The 16364-nt window shown below is 67.1% G+C and carries 14 protein-coding genes; 3 read left to right on the forward strand and 11 right to left on the reverse strand.

Annotation, left to right across the window (positions count from 1 at the left end):
* The first annotated feature begins 123 nt into the window (after positions 1-123).
* Positions 124-1365 (forward strand): ferredoxin reductase domain-containing protein, encoded by a 1242-nt coding sequence (locus E1261_RS33705; protein WP_132413741.1) that lies wholly within the window; start codon positions 124-126, stop codon positions 1363-1365.
* A 1-nt stretch (position 1366) separates the two neighbouring features.
* Here the strand turns inward: E1261_RS33705 and E1261_RS33710 are convergent, their stop codons facing one another.
* Genes E1261_RS33710 through E1261_RS33730 form a run of 5 tightly spaced genes read right to left on the reverse strand, consistent with a single transcriptional unit; the run spans position 1367 to position 6995 of the window.
* Entirely contained in the window at positions 1367-2170 is an 804-nt protein-coding gene (locus tag E1261_RS33710) for a carbohydrate ABC transporter permease (RefSeq protein ID WP_238176588.1), read from the reverse strand.
* A 4-nt stretch (positions 2171-2174) separates the two neighbouring features.
* Positions 2175-3062, reverse strand: a complete 888-nt coding sequence (locus E1261_RS33715; RefSeq protein ID WP_132413743.1) for a carbohydrate ABC transporter permease — start codon at positions 3060-3062, stop codon at positions 2175-2177.
* A gap of 17 nt (positions 3063-3079) precedes the next feature.
* Entirely contained in the window at positions 3080-4336 is a 1257-nt protein-coding gene (locus tag E1261_RS33720; RefSeq protein ID WP_132413744.1) for an ABC transporter substrate-binding protein, read from the reverse strand.
* 17 nt (positions 4337-4353) lie between these two features.
* Complete coding sequence (locus tag E1261_RS33725) at positions 4354-5952, reverse strand: FAD-dependent oxidoreductase (protein WP_238176589.1); 1599 nt, start codon at positions 5950-5952, stop codon at positions 4354-4356.
* Positions 5949-6995: a LacI family DNA-binding transcriptional regulator gene (locus E1261_RS33730; RefSeq protein WP_132413745.1), complete on the reverse strand. Its 1047-nt coding sequence runs from the start codon at positions 6993-6995 to the stop codon at positions 5949-5951. Before E1261_RS33730 ends, E1261_RS33725 begins: the two co-directional genes overlap by 4 nt.
* A gap of 174 nt (positions 6996-7169) precedes the next feature.
* Here E1261_RS33730 and E1261_RS33735 point away from each other — a divergent pair, with 174 nt between their 5' ends.
* The gene (locus E1261_RS33735) at positions 7170-9500 is read left to right on the forward strand and encodes a glycoside hydrolase 5 family protein (protein WP_132413746.1); all 2331 of its coding nucleotides are present in this window, start codon (positions 7170-7172) and stop codon (positions 9498-9500) included.
* A 2-nt stretch (positions 9501-9502) separates the two neighbouring features.
* On the opposite strand, the gene E1261_RS33740 is transcribed toward E1261_RS33735, so the two are convergent.
* From E1261_RS33740 to E1261_RS33765, 6 genes are read right to left on the reverse strand one after another with little or no spacing between them, the layout of a single operon-like run.
* Complete coding sequence (locus tag E1261_RS33740) at positions 9503-10279, reverse strand: P-loop NTPase family protein (protein WP_238176590.1); 777 nt, start codon at positions 10277-10279, stop codon at positions 9503-9505.
* Between the two features lie 27 nt (positions 10280-10306).
* Positions 10307-11782 carry an acyl-CoA synthetase gene (locus E1261_RS33745; RefSeq protein WP_132413747.1) on the reverse strand — a complete coding sequence of 492 codons (1476 nt, stop codon included), beginning with the start codon at positions 11780-11782 and terminating at the stop codon, positions 10307-10309.
* Positions 11783-11790: 8 nt separating this feature from the next.
* Positions 11791-13122, reverse strand: a complete 1332-nt coding sequence (locus E1261_RS33750) for an MFS transporter (protein ID WP_132413748.1) — start codon at positions 13120-13122, stop codon at positions 11791-11793.
* Positions 13123-13141: 19 nt separating this feature from the next.
* On the reverse strand, positions 13142-13597 hold the full coding sequence (locus E1261_RS33755) for a MaoC family dehydratase (protein WP_132413749.1): 456 nt from the start codon (positions 13595-13597) through the stop codon (positions 13142-13144).
* The gene (locus tag E1261_RS33760; RefSeq protein ID WP_132413753.1) at positions 13594-14472 is read right to left on the reverse strand and encodes an amidohydrolase family protein; all 879 of its coding nucleotides are present in this window, start codon (positions 14470-14472) and stop codon (positions 13594-13596) included. The genes E1261_RS33755 and E1261_RS33760 overlap by 4 nt, the downstream gene beginning before the upstream one ends.
* Positions 14473-14479: 7 nt before the next feature.
* Complete coding sequence (locus E1261_RS33765; protein WP_132413750.1) at positions 14480-15385, reverse strand: SDR family NAD(P)-dependent oxidoreductase; 906 nt, start codon at positions 15383-15385, stop codon at positions 14480-14482.
* A 97-nt stretch (positions 15386-15482) separates the two neighbouring features.
* On the opposite strand from E1261_RS33765, the gene E1261_RS33770 reads away from it, so the two are divergent.
* Entirely contained in the window at positions 15483-16340 is an 858-nt protein-coding gene (locus tag E1261_RS33770; RefSeq protein WP_165952742.1) for a PaaX family transcriptional regulator, read from the forward strand.
* Positions 16341-16364: the final 24 nt, after the last annotated feature.

Raw genomic sequence — 16364 nt, forward strand, 5'->3', positions numbered from 1 at the left:
GGGGCGAACCTCTGGGGAGGGGGTGGCGTCTTAGCGTGCATCACCGGGTTTTGAGGGCCCGGCGCCGGTGGTCAGCGAGCCGCGGCGACTTCGGGGAACGTGGAAATTCTGGGGGAATTTTCAATGAGTGCGGTACTGACGCATGTCCAATTGCCGGCGGAACTGCCACCGGTACGGCGGGTTCTCAAGCATCCACGGCTGATGCAGAGTCATCGCCTGACTCTGCTCGTTGTTCTGGCCAACGCCGTGGTGCTCGGAGCAGGGAACCATTCCATCGCCAACATCGCACTGATCGCGCAGGTGAACTTCGCGCTCGGCGTTCTGGTGCGGCAGCAGTTCTTCGTGAATGCGTTGTGCAAGTTGGTGATGCGAGTGCCGAAGACGTGGCCGCTCAGGCTGCGCTGGACGCTTGCCAAGGGCTACCATCTCGGCGGGCTGCATGTCGGTGGCGCGATCTGCGGGACCTTGTGGTTCTGGGCGTTGACGGTGGTGGCGATCGGTCAGGTCGATGCCGCGCTGCAGGTGACGTACTGCCTGCAATCGCTGCTGTTGCTGGGGATCGTGATGACCTCGCGCCCGAAGTTCCGCGCCGAGCATCACGACCTCTTCGAACGCATGCACCGCTTCGGCGGGTGGACCTTAAATGTCCTGTTCTGGATCAGCGCGCTGCAACTCGGCAGCCCCTCGACGATCATCGTGCTCACCATCACGACCATCAGCTCACTGCTTCCGTGGACGATGCTGCGGCGGATCCCGATCGACGTGATCCGGCCGTCGTCCCATGTGGCGCTGGTGAGCAGCAATCGGTTCCGCCCGATGGCAGGCTCGACACGGGCGATCGCGCGGCACCCGCTGCAGCAGTGGCACAGCTTCGCCGTGATCCCGACGCCCGGTGCGCCGGGGTTCCGGATGGCGATCTCGCGGGCCGGCGACTGGACCAGCGACTTCATCGACAACCCGCCGTCGCACATCTGGGTGCGCGGTATCTCGACCGCCGGAATGGCCAACTACGGCAGCGTTTTCAAACGAGTCGTGTACGTCGTGACCGGCAGTGGGATCGGCCCAGTCCTGGCCCACATCCTGGCCAACCGGGTGCCGATGCAGCTGGTCTGGGTCACGCGGAACCCGGTCCGCACGTACGGACAGGCGCTGGTCGACGAGATCATGGCCGCCCAGCCCGACGCGATCATCTGGGACACCGATGCCCACGGCAAACCCGGCATGGTGAAGCTGGCGTATTCGGCGTACGAGTCCTCGAACGCCGAGGCCGTCATCTGCGTGTCGAACCGCAAGGTCACCTGGTCGGTCGTGCACGGGATGGAGCGGCTCGGAATCCCAGCCCTGGGACCGATCTGGGACTCCTGAATCACTTCAGCCCAGAGTGCGCAAGACCCTCCACGAACTGACGCTGGGCGAGCACGAAGACGATCAGCATCGGCAGCACGGTCATCGTCGCGGCGGCGAGCTGGGTGTTCCACATCTGGCCGCCGTACGCGTCGGTGAACCGGGTGAGTGCCTGCGGCAACGTAAACAGCTCCGGTGAGGTGAGATACACGGTCGGCTCGAGGTACAGGTTCCACGAGGCGAGGAAGGTCAGGATCGCGACCGCCGACAGCGCCGGCTTGGCCAGCGGAAGGCAGATCCGCAGCCAGATCCCCGGCCGGCCAAGCCCGTCCAGCCGAGCCGCCTCCTCGAGCTCGACCGGCAGCGCGATGAAGAACTGCCGCATGATGAACGTCGCCAGCACACACGGCGCCGCCAGCGCGGTGACCAGGATCAACGGCCAGTGGGTGTTGATCATCCCGGCCCGCTTGAACAGCTGGAACAACGGCACGATCGTCACCTCACTAGGCACCAGCAGCCCGGTCAGTACGACGAGGAACAACGCGTTCGCCCCGGGAAACCGGATCCGCGCGAACGCGTACCCGCCCAGCGCCGAGACCACCAACGTGATCAGCGTGACCAGCACAGCGATGTAGACACTGTTCAGATACTGCCGAGCAAACGGCTGGAAGGTGAAAGCCTCCTTGTACGCCGCCAACGTCGGTTGGTCGGTCCACGGCGACAACGCGAAGATCTCGGGCAGCGGTTTGAGCGACGCGGCAACCATCCATACCGTCGGCACGACGAACGGGATCGCCAGCACAGCCAGCGCCAGCACGAGTAGCACTCGCCTACTCCTCATAGAACACCCACTTCCGGCGCAGCTGCCACTGCAGCAAAGTCAGCACCATCACGAAGCTCAGCAGCATCAACGCCAACGTCGAGCCATACCCGATGTCGTTGAACTTGAAGGCCTGCTGGAACACGTAGTACACGAGCACAGTCGTCGACAGTTCAGGTCCACCAGCAGTCAGTACGGCGATCTGCGCGAACGACTGCAGTGCGCCGACGATCGTCACGATCACCGTCAGCAGAATCGTCGGCGAGATCAGCGGCAACGTGATCCGGCCGAACACCGACCGGCTGCTCGCACCATCGATCCGGGCCGCCTCGTACAACTCCCCCGGCACGCCCTGCAGCGCGGCCAGGAACAGCACCATGTTCACCCCGACGCTGCGAACCACCTGAGTGAAGATGACCGAGATCATCGCGGTGTCGCCGTGCTGCAACCAGTTCGGCCCATCGATCCCGACCGTTGACAGCAGACCGTTGATCCCGCCGTTGTCCTGCAGCAGAAACCCCCACACCAGCGTCCACGCCACCACGGACACGACCACCGGCGAGAAGAACAACGTCCGGAACAGCGTGACCCCGCGGAACTTCCGATTGAGCAGTACGGCGATCAGCAGCCCGAGCGCGATGTTGAGTACGACGACTCCACCGGAGAACAAGGTGGTTGCCAGCAGCACCTTCGGCAACTGGGGATCAGCAGCCAGCGCCGCGTAGTTCTCCGCACCGACGAACGTCTGCTGGCCGGTGAAGACGTTCCAGTCGTTCAGGCTGTACCAGATCGCCATCCCCACCGGCAGCAGCACGAACAACGCGACCCCGGCGACCTGCGGCAGGACGAACATGTACCCCGTGAGCACGTCCCGCCGGCGGATCGTCCAGTACGACATCACTTGTCCAGGCCTCACTATTTCGCGAGAATGGGCTGGATCGCCGTACAGACAGACTTCAGTACGGCGGGGATGTCCGCATCCGGTGTCCACAGCGCGTCCAGCGCGGTCTTGCCCTTCTGGGCGATCTCGGCCGGGCTGGTGTGGTTCGGCAATGTGACAGCGTTCGGCAGTTGGTCGACGACCGCAGCCTGCAGTTGGGCGGCATTCAGCACCTTGTTGTTCGCGGCAAGTTGTGCACCGGTCAGCAGCGACTTGCGGGGCGGCGGGAAGAACTGCGCCAGCTTCGCGGCGTTCTCAGGATTCGACAGGTAGGCCAGGAAGTCAACGGCCTGGTCGCGCTGTTTGCTGGACGCAAGCACACCCACACCGGCCTGGCCGATCACGGCGTACTTGCCCTTCGGTCCGGCCGGCAACGGGTGCAGGCCGAACTTGAACGACCCGGTCAGCAGCGACGCCCGCGACACCTGCGCGACCGTGAAGGCTGCGTCCCCCGCGAAGAAGTCGGCCGTCACTCCGGGGCCGGGCATCGCCTTGGTCTTGAAAGCGGCATCATGCAGGAAGGTCATCGCCTGCTGCATCTCCGGGCTCGCGAACGTGCACGTCTTCCCGTCCGCACTCCAGGCCGACGCTCCCCAGCCCGTCCAGACCGTAGCCAGGGTGTTCCACGCCTTGTAGTCGAAGTCGCGGACCACGAAGCCGGCCTTACCCGTCTTGGCCTGTACGGCGGCGCCCGCGGCAGCCACCTGGTCCCAGGTGAGCTTGGCCGGGTCGATCTTCTGCCCGGCCTTCGCCAGTAGGTCGGTGTTCACGTACAGCGCGAACGGCGAGTTCGAGAACGGATACGCGTAGAGCGTGCCGTCCTTGCTGTACTCCGCGGCCGCGCTGTCCACCAGGTCGTCGTACTTCCAGCCCTCGGTCGCCTTCAGCGGATCGGTCAACCCGACCAGCGCGTCGGCGGCGATCAGGTCCCGCGAGATGTCACCCATCCAGGCCAGGTCGGGTGCGTTCCCACCGGCGATCTGCGTGGTGAGCGTCGTGTTGTAGTCGGCGAACGGCAGGCTCTCGAACGTGATCGAGCTGACCTTCGGATGCTCGGCCCGGTACGCGTCGGCGATCGAGTTGAGCAGCTTCAGCTGGCCCTCGTTCGAGGTCCAGACCGTCATCCGCAGGTTGGCGTCCGCGGCCTTGTTCGCAGTTTCGGTGGCGGGTGCCCCGCAGGCCGTCAGAGCGAGCGTCGCCAGCAGGGCGACCAGCTTTCGTACTGGGGTCATGAGAAGTTCCTTCGAGTCTAGTAACCGGCGACTTCCGGCCAGTGGAGTTCGACTCCGGCCTCGATCAGCCGGCGCTGGAGCTGCTCGACCTGGGCCGGGTCGGCCGCGAGCTGCTGCGGGCTGATCCCGTGGTCGAGGCAGAACGCGGTGAGCTCCCCCGTGGACTCACCGATGTTCCACTCGACCGGGTGCAGCCGGTAAGCACCGTTGGTGATGTGCGTCGTACCGATATTCTTTGCTGCGGGCAACAAGTTCTGCGTTGCCACCGGCACCAATGCGCCGAGCGGGATCTCGAACGGCGCACAGTCGACGTCGATGTAGTTGTCGCCACCCGTGGACGGGTGCAGGTCGATCCGGTACATCCCGACCCCGACCGACCCTTCGAACCGCGCCGGACCGTCGTACCCACGAACCTTGATCGAGACATCCTGCTCGCGGACCGTGCTGAGCGCCTTGATCCGCCGGGACTCCCGGATGTACGGCGCCTGGGCGAACCCGTCCTCCGTACCGACCACGTCCGGCCGCAGCCGCAGTCCCGGCCAACCGCGCCCACCATCCGGACGCGGCGCTTCGGTCTGCAACCAGTAGACGTAGGCACGCGACTGCGCCTTGGCCGCGGCCAGGTGCACCGCACGATCCTCGAAGTCGATGATCGAGCCGCCGACATAGTCGAGCTGCGGCCAGTTCGCCAGCACGATGTCACTGTCGTAGAAGCCGTCCGCGAACGTACTGCGCGCCGCGATCCGCCGGAACAGCCACAGATCCCGGTCCCCCGGATCGATCCGCGGATCCCCGGTCACGTCGAGCGCCGGGTTCACGTTCATCGTCCGCTCCTCGGGCACCAGCGTGCGCGGGTTCGGCGCGGTGAACGACAACATCGGCGCGCCCCAGTACGGCAGCTCGAACGAACGCCAGTAGTCGTAGTCCACCGGTCGCTCAATCACGTGGTCACCGACCACATGATCGAAGACGAAGCACCAAGCGATCGACTGCACATTGCCTGGGTCTGCGACCTCAGCAGCACTCGGCTCGCCCGTGTCCGCCTGACTCTCGGCTCCGACGACGAACGCCGTACCGGTCATCGGCAGCAGGTCACCGGTCTCGGTCCCGTCCACGAAGAACTCGGCCGCGAGCTCGATCTCGGCCCCGGTCCGCAGGTCGGCCACGGTGACAATGCGAACCGTCGTACCGCTCATCTCAGCGGACAAAGGCACCACTGGCTGCAGGACGGTCAGTCGGCCAGTCGATCGGTACGGCGCCAACTGCGCAGTGATCACGGCGTTCGCGACCCGCGGTTCGTGGCAGAGCTTGCTGACCCGGCCGCGGCCCGGATTCAGCTCGCGGTCGATCCGGGCGGATGCGGAGAGCGGGTAGTGATCGCGGTAGTACTTCCGGATGCCCTCGCGCAGCGCGCGGTACCGGGCGGTGATGCCGAACTGCTCAACCCAGATGTGCTCGTCGGGCGGGACGGCCTGCGAGGTCAGCTGACCTCCGAGCCACGCATACTCCTCGGTCATCACCACGCGTCGGCCGCGCTGCAGCAGCGCGAGGGCGGCGGCGACGGCACCGAGGCCGCCACCGATGATCGCTACCTCGGTCGTGATCCGCCGCGTCACGGCTGAGCCTTCCGCGGCACGATCGTTTCCCTGGATCGAACCTCCGCCACGAGCAACCGCCGGATCTCCAAGGTGTGCCACTCGTTGGGGTCCGTGATGATCAAGGTCTGCAACAGGTCGAGCGCCTCGGCCGCGAGCTGCTCGCGCGGCACGTGGAAGCCCGCCAGCGCGCGCCCCTCGACGCGATGACCGCGCACCTCGGCCAGGGCAGCCACCGAGATCTCGTCCGGTACGCCGATGCCGGCCGCGGTCAGCGAGTGCACGACATCCTCGGTCAGGAAGGCGTCCTCGCCGAGAATCACGGTGGCACCGGTCGCCTGGGCCAACCGCGGCAGGTCGGGGATGCGCTCCTCGCCGACCAGCAGGAAGGACAACCGCCCGTCCGCGGACGCGGCCTCCACCGCAAGCCGGCGGTCGCGCGCGGTCGGCGTATCGGTCCCGCGGTGCACGTACAGCGCCTGTTGGTGGCCTTGGGCAACCGCTTGGTCCATCAGCTCGTTGGCCGGCGTGACGTAGTCGATCGCGACATACGGTACGGCGGCCGCGGTCTCGTCCCGCCGCCCGATCGCGACGAACGGGAACTGCTCGGCCACCAGCCGCTCCAGCTCGGAGGCGACCATCTGCTGCCCGAGCAGCACGCAACCGTCGGTCAGCCGGAGGCGGGTCTTGCGGTGGAAGAGACTGCGGGTGCCGTTCTCCACCGGTGAGGAGGTGAAGAACAGCAGATCCCAGCCGACCTGCTCGGCGGCACGCTCCAGGCCGTTCAGCAGCGGGCCGTAGAAGTCCATGCTCTCCGGCGACAACGCGGCCTCATACGTGAACAGGCCGATGATCTGGTTGTCCAGCCCGGCCAGCCGGCGAGCGGCCGGGTCGGCGACATAGGTGAGCTCCTCGATCGCCTGCTTCACCCGCGCCCGGGTCTCGGCCGGGATGCGCACGTTCTTGCCGTCGCGATCGTTCAGCACCACCGACACGGTGGTCTGGCTGACGCCTGCGATCTCGGCGATCTCGCGCTGGGTGACCCGGCGAGGCTTCGGTGGCATTCGCTCTCCTGATAATGCGTATCTGCAACTGGATTGCCACGACCCTAAGCGCAGTCAACCGAAATCGCAATACCCTCTTGACAGACACGTGATCCGCTTGAGACGGTCCTCGGCATCGGCTTGCAGATACGCATTATCAGAATGCAAGTCGCCCGCCGAACCAAGGAGCTGACGATGACCCTTGAGGAACCTCGACTCTTCCGAACGAGCCGCCGCCGGTTCCTTGGTTCGGCCCTGGCAGCTGGTGTCGTGCTGGCCGCCGAAGCAACCCCGATCACCGCTTTCGCCGCGGCCGGTGACGTCACCCTGACCGCAGGCGGCATCAGCCTGCTGGCCAGCCCGGGCGGCCGGCTGGCGATCCGTGATGCTGGTGGCATCACGCGCTCCGTCGGCTCGAAGTTCCAGGTCAAGACGAAGACGGGCGAAGACCCGAGCGTCACCCATACCTCCACCGGCGGCACACCAACCCTGAGCGCGCTGCCCGACGGCACACCGGCGATCCGGATGGCCTATACCTTCGATGCTGCGATCACAGTCGTCGGTTGGTTCAGCGTCAGCACCAACCACGCCGTACTGGAATGGCACATCGCCGGGCCGAACACCTTGATCCCGGACGGTTTCTCGTTCAGCCGGGCGATCCAGGGCACGGCCGCAGCCGACTACATCGCGGTCACCGAGTGGGTCCGGGACGCGCGCGGCGGCATCCCGTACGAGGACACAGTCGGGGTCGCGCACACCGTGGCGTGGGCCGACCAGCACGGCCTGTTCCTGCTCGAGGAGTCGAAGCAAGCTTTCACGAATGCCACCTGGATACACGCACCGGGCGTCGCCGATGCGGCCGGCGGCTGGACGAGCCGGGCCGACTTCTTCTTCTCCGACACCCGACCGTCCGCCACCGCCACCATCGGCCACGGCGACGAACTCGGGCTCGAGCTGACCACCAACGCAAACTTCAACGTGTACGACGCTCCTGGCGCTCCGATGCAGATCACCGCGCTCGTGGCGAACGGCGGCGCGACGGCGAAGTCCGTCCAGCTACAGCTGGTGATGCGTGACTTCGACGGCGTGCAGCTCGCTTCGTCGACCGTGCCCGGCACCGTCGCCGCGGCCGGGACCTGGCAGCACACCTTCACCACGCCCGCACCCGCGGCCGGCATCGCGCTGGCCGAGGTCGTCGTCCGGTCCGGCACCGACGAGGCGTTCGCGCGAACGAACCTCGCCACGCTGCCGCCGTACAGCTATCAAGCCGGAGCGAACAGCATGTTCGGGATGGCCAACTATCCGTGGCTGCTCAGGCCGAACAGCGACGCCGTACTGGATCTGTGGCAGCGGATCGGGGTCAGTCTGGTGCGGATCGCGTACGACGGCGGTCCGGGGCTGCCGCCGTCGCGGTATGACGCGCGCGGGATGCGGCACAACATCGAACTGCAGCCGTCGCTCAAGCCTGAGGCGGATGGCGTGGCGTGGGCGGCCAGCAGTCTGGCGACGGCCGTCGGTGCCGGGGCTGGGTACTTCGAGGTCGGCAACGAACTGAACCGTCCGTTCAACAGCGGTGAGGCAGTGCCGGAGTATCTGGAGAAGGCACTGCGGCCGGTGTTCAGCCGGCGGGCCGCGACCGGCGCGACGATCAAGCTGATGAACAACGGCCTGGCCGGGATGGACAAGAAGTGGGTCGAGAACTTCATCGCGGCCGGCGGCTGGGACCTGATCGACGCGTTCGCCTACCACCCCGGCCGCGGCAACTTCACACCTGACTACGTGCCGCCGCCTGGTGGGGACGCCGGCCCGACCGGTACGTATTGGAACTTCGCCGGTGGCCTGGAGCAGCTCAAGGCTCTGATGGCGCAGCACGGCCAGAAGGAGATCTGGCTGACCGAGGCCTACGCACCGACCCGCCCGAACAGCTGGTGGGGCGACACCTACCGGCACGCCGCCGAGAACGTCCTGCTCACTCTGGCGATCTCGAAGGCCGAGGGCATCAAATGCGTCTGCTGGTACCAGTTCTCCGACAGCGTGCTCGGAATGCCACAGGTCGCCGACCCTCTCAACACCGAGTACCACTTCGGCCTGCTGAACCGCGATCTCAGCCCGAAGCCGTCGCTGCTCGCCTACGCCACCGCCGCCCGCACTCTCGACCAGGCCACCTTCCGCGGCCGCCTCACCTTCGCCGACCCGAAGACCTTCGGCCTCTGGTTCGACACTCCACAAGGCCCGCTGACCATCCTCTGGAACCGCGCCGACGGCTACATCCTCAACACCACCGGCCAACGCACCGACTGGCACTTCCCCGCCCCGGAGACCTGGGTCGACACCTGGCCGACCAAGACCCCAATGACGGTCGCCGCGACCACCGCCGTACGGCAGGTCGACGCCATCGGCCGCACCAAGAACCTCTCCCCCACCAACGGCCGCGTCACCCTCACCCTCGACGGCGCACCCCGCATCTACTACGGCCTCAAGCCCCAGACCGCACGAGGCGTGCACAAGCTGGCCGGCTGTCGCTGAACTCAGTGAGCCAGCAACGGGGTGCGCTGGTCGTACTCGTCGGGAGTTCCTTCCCAGACGACCGTGCACCCCGAAGCACCGCACTCACAAGCGAAAGGAAAGGGCGGCAGCTCGGCCAACCCAATGTCCGCCTGCCACAGCCGTCCCTGCGTGCAGGCAGCCTGGTTCTCGTACTGCCGCTGCCGTCTCAGCTCAGCACCCGCCGCCAGGCCAGGCTGCGAACCGACCGCCTCCTCAACCGCCCGGACAATCTCGGGCCAATCGGGCTCGGCGGATACCTCGATGAGCGTCCGGCCGTACTCCGCTGCCTCCTGCCGCACCCGCTCGGCGAGTACGGCGTCGCGCGCCAGCAACCCTTCCAGCCTCGCACGCCCCGCCGGATCCGGCGCCCGCTTCAAGCGCAGTTCTCGAGCGCGCCGCGTCTGCTCGGGATCCGGAACCAGCCAAACAGCCGCCGGCACGTCACCCGCCATCGACGGGAAGAGTTGCGGTCCATCTACCAACGCAGGCACCTCACCCAGCGACCGTCCAAGCACGTCCTCAACCACCAACTCGACCCGCAGCCGCGCAATCCGCAGGAACGAATCAGCCGCGTACGCCGCCCCCTTCGCCAACTCGTCCGCCACCGGTTCGAGCGGTGGTAACCGGTCAAGGTGCGCATACGTCCACAGGTCGATCGGATGCAGCGGCAAGTCCATCCGGCGCGCAAGGTCCCGTGCAATCGTCGACTTCCCAGCCCCCGGCGCGCCCCCGATCCACACCATCGCAGGCAAGCTCATGCACCCCATCGTGCCAGCAGCCTCGCTCTACTGCGGGAGGTCGGCCTTGCGCACCTTGCCGGAGGCTGTCCGGGGCAGCCGGTCGAGGAAGACGAAACGGACCGGCACCTTGTACTTCGCCAGTTGCCCGAGCAGGAACTCCCGCAACTCGGCCTCGGTCACCGCTGACGCCGGTACGACGAATGCCCGGCCGACCTCGCCCCATTTCTGATCCGGCACCCCGATCACCGCTACCTCGGCGACCGCCGGATGCCCGAACAGCACGTTCTCCACCTCGGCCGGGTACACGTTCTCGCCGCCGGAGATGTACATGTCCTTCCGCCGGCCAACGACACGGTAGTGGCCGTCGGCATCGACCGTGGCGAGATCGCCGGTCCGGAACCAGCCGTCGGTGGTGAACGCTGTCGCCGTCGCCCCCGGGTCTCCCCAGTAGCCAGGGGTCACGTTCGGTCCGCGCACCAGCACCTCCCCCGGTCCGCCGCCTGGACTGTCGATCCGAACGTCGGCGAAGAACACCGGCACACCGGCCGAACCCACATTGGCGATGCTCTCCCGCGCCTCGAGGAAGGTCACCCCTGGCCCAGTCTCGGTCATCCCGTAGCCCTGGCAGAACGTCAGGCCACGCCGCTGGTAGGTGTGCACCAGTTCCTCGGGGACCGCCGCGCCACCACACATCAGGCTGCGCAACGACGTCAGGTCGGCGGTCTCCCACTGCGGTGCCGCGGCCAGACCGGCGTACATGGTGGTGACGCCGAACATCCAGGTGACCCGATGTTTCGCGATCAGTTCGTAGACACCGTCGACGTCCCAGCCGGGCGTGATCAGCGCACAGCCGCCCTTGATCAGCGTGGGGAGCAAGGTCTGCGCCAGTGCCGCGATGTGGAACAGCGGCGCCGAGATCAAGGTGACCTCATCGGCGCCGACATCGACGCCAATCAGCAGGTTGACGGTGTTCCAGGTCAGGTTGGCGTGGGTCAGCATCGCGCCCTTGGGCCGCCCGGTCGTGCCGGAGGTGTAGACGATCACCGCGACGTCGTCCGCGACCACCTCGACCTCGGCCGGCCCCGGCTCCGCCACCAGCCATTCCTCGTACGACGTCTCCCCCGGCCGCGGGTTGCCCAAGGCAACGACGTACTGAGGGAGCGTCGGCACCGCGTGCACGACGTCCGCACACTGCGGTGCATAGACGAGCACCGTGGGTCCGCAATCGGTGAGGATCTGGGCGATCTCCGGAGCCGTCAGCCGGAAGTTCAGCGGGACGAAGATGCCGCCCGCGGTCAGCGTGGCAAACAGGGTCTCGACGTACGCGGGGTGGTTGGGTCCGAGATAAGCGACCCGGTCACCCTTGGTCAGCCCGGCCGCGACCAAGCCGGCCGCGAGGCTGCTGATCCGCCCGGCCAGTTCGGCGTACGTGGTCGGCTCGTCCTCGAACAACAGCGCGGTGCTGTACGGCGACATCAGCGCACGCCGGGCCGGCCAGCCACCGATTCCCTCGTTGTGCATGACCGCTCCTATTCGGCGTTCACCGGCTGGACCGTACGACGCTCGGTCAAGCTTCGCCGATTGGTCTCCTGCAACGCCAGCACACACCCGACCGAGAGCAGACAGAACGCCGCGATCGTGCAGGCGATGGCTGTCGTCGCCGGTCCACCCGTCGCGCGCTGAATCTCCGCGAACAGGACCGGGGCGATCCCGGCGCCGAGCCCGGCGAGCTGATATCCCAGCGACGCACCGGTGTACCGGGTTTCGGTGTCGAACAGTTCCGTGTAAAGCGCTGCGAGCGGACCGTACATCATCGGATGCAGCACGCCTTGCCCGACGACGAGCGCGACCACCAGTAGCGCCGTACTGCCGGACTCGACCAGCGGAAACAATGCGAAGGCGTAGAGCGCTGTCGCCACTGCACCAACCACCACCACCGGCCTGCGCCCGAATCGGTCGGAGACCGCGGACCAGCCGATGATCCCGAGGATCGCGCAGGCCGAAGAGATCGTGAGCGCGTTCAGTACCTCTTGCCTGCTGTGTCCGACCCGAACGCCGTACGCGAGAGTGAAGGTCGTCAGCGTCGCCTGTACGACGAACGCCGCCAGCCCGACACCGACGCTGAGCGCGAGGACGCGCGGCTGGTTGCGCAGCACCTCGACCAGGGGAATCCGGCGCCGCTGGACAACGGCCTTGGCCGCCAGGAACGCCGGGGTCTCGTCGACCCGCGAGCGTACGAACAGCCCGATGGCGAGCAGGACGAGGCTGAGCAGGAACGGGATCCGCCAACCCCACTCAAGGAACGCGGCATCCCCGGTCAGCGCCGCGGTGGCCGTCATCGCCAGGGTGGACAGCACCATCCCGCTGGGTGCGCCGGCGTTGGTGAAGCTCGCCCACAGCCCGCGCCGGGACGTCGCGTGCTCGGCCGACATCAGCACGGCACCGCCCCACTCGCCGCCGACCGAGATCCCTTGCAGGACACGCAGCAGAATCAGCCCGACCGGAGCGGCGGCGCCGACCTGTTCGTAGCCGGGCAGGACGCCGATCAGGAAACTCGACACACCCATCAGCGTCATGGTGAGCACGAGCATGCGCTTACGGCCGAGCTTGTCCCCGAAATGCCCGAACAGGATGCCGCCGAGCGGCCGCGCGAGATAGCCGGTCGCGAAGGTGCCGAAGCTGGCCACCGTCGCGAGTGCGGGATCGAGGTCGGAGAAGAAGACCTTGCTGAAGACCACCGCGGAGGCGGTCGCGTAGAGGAGGAAGTCGTAGTACTCGATCAGGCTGCCGAGGTAGCTCGAGGCGACTGCTCGGCGGAGCTGGGTCTGCTGATGCGGTGCCGGTGCGGGTGTCGATGTCATGGCGGAACCCCCTGCTCGTTCAGGTGTAGTGGCGGTACACGGCGCGGGCGACGCAGGCGGGCTTGTCCGCGCCCTGGAGTTCGACAGTGAAATCAAGCAGCATCTGTACGCCGCCCTCGATCGCGATCACGTCCGCGACCACAGCCGCGAGCCGGATCTTGCCGCCGACCGGGACCGGGCTCGGGAACCGCACCTTGTCGAGTCCGTAGTTGACGCTCAGCCGGACGCCGCCGATCTCCAGCAGGTCCGTGAACAGCGGGATCAGCAGCGACAGCGTGAGGTACCCGTGCGCGATCGTGGATCCGAAGGGCCCATTCGCAGCGCGTTCGGGATCTACGTGAATCCATTGGCGGTCGTCGGTGGCGTCGGCGAACCGGTCGATCCGGTCCTGCGTCACCTCGATCCAGTCGCCGTGGCCGAGACTGCGGCCGGCGAGTGCGGTGATCTCGGCCAAGCCGTTGGCGCTGGTCTTCATGGTGCCTCCCTCTTCAGGCCGAGCAGGCCGGCCGCGTTGTCTTTGAGGATCTTCGAGCGAACCTCAGGTTTGAGTTCCAGTCCGGCGAAGTCGGCCAGCCAGCGATCAGGGGTGATCACCGGGTAGTCCGAGCCGAACAGGACCTTGTCCTGCAGCAGGGTGTTGGCGTAGCGCACGAGCTGGGGCGGGAAGTACTTCGGCGACCAGCCCGACAGGTCGATGTAGACGAACGGCTTGTGGGTGGCGACCGCGAGCGCCTCGTCCTGCCACGGGAACGACGGGTGCGCCAGGATGATCCGCAGCTCGGGGAAGTCGGCGGCGACATCGTCGACCAGCATCGGGTTCGAGTACTTCAGCCGGATCCCACCGCCGCCCGGGACACCGGCGCCGATCCCGGTCTGCCCGGTGTGGAAGAGCGCGGGGACGCCGAGCTCCTGGACGACGTCGTACAAGGGGTAGGCCATCCGGTCGTCGGGCGCGAACCCCTGCAGGCTGGGATGGAACTTGAACCCGCGGACACCGTGCTCCTCGACCAGCCGCCGGGCCTCACGTGCTCCGGCGCGACCCTTCCACGGATCGACGCTCGCGAACGGGATCAGTACGTCGGCATGCTCGGCGCAGCTCGCGGCCACCTCTTCGTTCGCGATCCTGCGATGCCCGGTGGCATGTTCGGCATCGACCGTGAACACCACGGCCGCCATCCGCCGTTCCCGGTAGTAGGCCGCCATGTCAGGGATGGTCGGTTGCCGGTGGTCGTGCGCCTTGAAGTACTTCGCGGAGGCATCGAACAGCTCCGGGCTCAGCGAACCGTGTCCGTCCTGGGAGATCTCGGCATGGGTGTGAACGTCGATCGCGACGACGTTGTCCAGATCGATGCCCACGTCAACGACCTTGTGGTGCAGGGATCCCGTAGGTCTCCGGCTCGGCGCCGATTCCGCTGGACCACGACTCCGCGATCCCCTCGGCTGTCCAGCCGTCCTGGCTGTAGGCCACGGCCTTCTCTGCCGGGTGCGACCACAACGCCAGCCGGTCACCGCCGATGCCGATCGCCTGGCCGGTCACGCCTGCCGATGCATCTGAGGCCAGGAAGACGATCAGCGACGCGACATCTTCGACCGTACCGAGTCCCTCGTCGCGGCGCAGCCAGCGTGGCAGCGGCGCGCCGGTACGCTCGGCCTCCTCGATCGCCGGTGCGAACGACGGGATCGTCCGGGTCATCTCGGTCGCAGCCACCGGTACGACGGCGTTGACCGTGATCTCGGCCTTCGCCAGCTCCATCGCCCAGGTCCGGGCCATGGCGGCGATCCCGGCCTTCGCGGCCGCGTAGTTGGTCTGGCCGAAGTTCCCGCGCTGACCAGCCGGCGATGCCACCAGGATCAGCCGGCCTCCTTCGCCCTGCTGTCTTAACTGCTGAGCGGCAGCGCGAGCACAGGTGAAGGTGCCGCGCAGGTGGACGCGGATGACGTCGTCGAACTCGTCGTCCGACATCTTCCACAGCACGCGATCGCGCAGGATCCCAGCGTTCGTGACCATCACGTCCAGCCGGCCGAACTCCGCCACGGCTGTGGCCACCAGCCTGTCCGCCACCTCGCTATCACCGACCGGCGCGACGACCGCCACTGCTCGGCCGCCTTCTTTGGCGATGGCGTCGACCACTTCCTGCGCTGCTTCGCCGTCCACGTCATTGACCACGACGGCGGCACCCGCCACGGCGAGCGCCTCCGCATAGGCCCTCCCCAGCCCACGACCGCTTCCGGTGACCACCGCGACCTTGCCGACCACATCCATGGCGACGTCCTCTCCGCATCTCGTCGGATCGCCAAAGTACGTCGCTTTTCTGACGGCCGTCAATGACTTGCCCAACTTAATGTTCTAAGGTGTGGGGGTGACAGATGCCAACGACACCGGCGCGCACCGGCCGCAGTCCCTGATGCTCAACTTCCTGGGCCTGTACGTCCTCGGCCGCAGCACCGCGGTCTACTCCGGCAGCGTGATCGACGTCTTCGCCCGGGTGGACGCGTCCGAAGAAGCGGTGCGCTCGACGCTCACCCGGATGGTCAGCCGCGGCCTGCTGAGCCGGCAGCGTCAGGGCCGCCGGGTGTATTTCGGGCTGACCGCCCGCGCCACCGAGGTCTTGGAGGACGGCGCTCGCCGGATCTGGGACACCGGCGCGGTCAATCGCGACTGGGACGGGACCTGGACCCTCGTCGGCTACTCATTGCCCGACAGCAGGCGCAGCGATCGCCACGACCTGCGCAGCCAGCTCATCTGGGCAGGATTCGGCCTGCTGCAGAACGGTTTGTGGATAGCACCCGGGCAGCGCGACGTCATCGCACTAGTCGAGCCGCTCGGACTCACCGACCACGTCACCGCGTTCACCGCAGCCGCAGCGAAACCGACAGAATCGGCCGATCTGGTGCACCGAGCCTTCGACATCGCGGGGATTCGCGAGCAGTACAAGGCTTTCCTCGACCGCTGGGACACTGCACGCCCGCTCCCCACCGCGCCGGACGACCTCGCGCGTCGCCTGCTCCTGCACACCGACTGGCTGCAGGCCATCCGCCGAGATCCCCACCTCCCCGCCGAACACCTACCGAAGGACTGGCCGGCCATCCGCGCCGAACAACTCTTCCGCCGCCTCGACGAAGACATCCGTCCCGAAGCCACCCGCCTCGCCGAAGAGGTCCTCGACGAGATCCCCTTGGCTCCATCGCAAACCACCCACCTCCCCACCGACGGCTAGCACCTTGAGCACCCCTCAGTCACC

This window comes from Kribbella albertanoniae (assembly GCF_004348455.1).
In the GTDB taxonomy this organism is placed as follows: domain Bacteria; phylum Actinomycetota; class Actinomycetes; order Propionibacteriales; family Kribbellaceae; genus Kribbella; species Kribbella albertanoniae.

Coding starts and splice junctions, on each gene's coding strand:
- E1261_RS33705 (WP_132413741.1), top strand. CDS start 124: ATGAGTGCGGTACTGACGCATGTCCAATTGCCGGCGGAACTGCCACCG.
- E1261_RS33715 (WP_132413743.1), bottom strand. CDS start 3,062: ATGTCGTACTGGACGATCCGCCGGCGGGACGTGCTCACGGGGTACATG.
- E1261_RS33720 (WP_132413744.1), bottom strand. CDS start 4,336: ATGACCCCAGTACGAAAGCTGGTCGCCCTGCTGGCGACGCTCGCTCTG.
- E1261_RS33730 (WP_132413745.1), bottom strand. CDS start 6,995: ATGCCACCGAAGCCTCGCCGGGTCACCCAGCGCGAGATCGCCGAGATC.
- E1261_RS33735 (WP_132413746.1), top strand. CDS start 7,170: ATGACCCTTGAGGAACCTCGACTCTTCCGAACGAGCCGCCGCCGGTTC.
- E1261_RS33740 (WP_238176590.1), bottom strand. CDS start 10,279: ATGAGCTTGCCTGCGATGGTGTGGATCGGGGGCGCGCCGGGGGCTGGG.
- E1261_RS33745 (WP_132413747.1), bottom strand. CDS start 11,782: ATGCACAACGAGGGAATCGGTGGCTGGCCGGCCCGGCGTGCGCTGATG.
- E1261_RS33750 (WP_132413748.1), bottom strand. CDS start 13,122: ATGACATCGACACCCGCACCGGCACCGCATCAGCAGACCCAGCTCCGC.
- E1261_RS33755 (WP_132413749.1), bottom strand. CDS start 13,597: ATGAAGACCAGCGCCAACGGCTTGGCCGAGATCACCGCACTCGCCGGC.
- E1261_RS33765 (WP_132413750.1), bottom strand. CDS start 15,385: ATGGATGTGGTCGGCAAGGTCGCGGTGGTCACCGGAAGCGGTCGTGGG.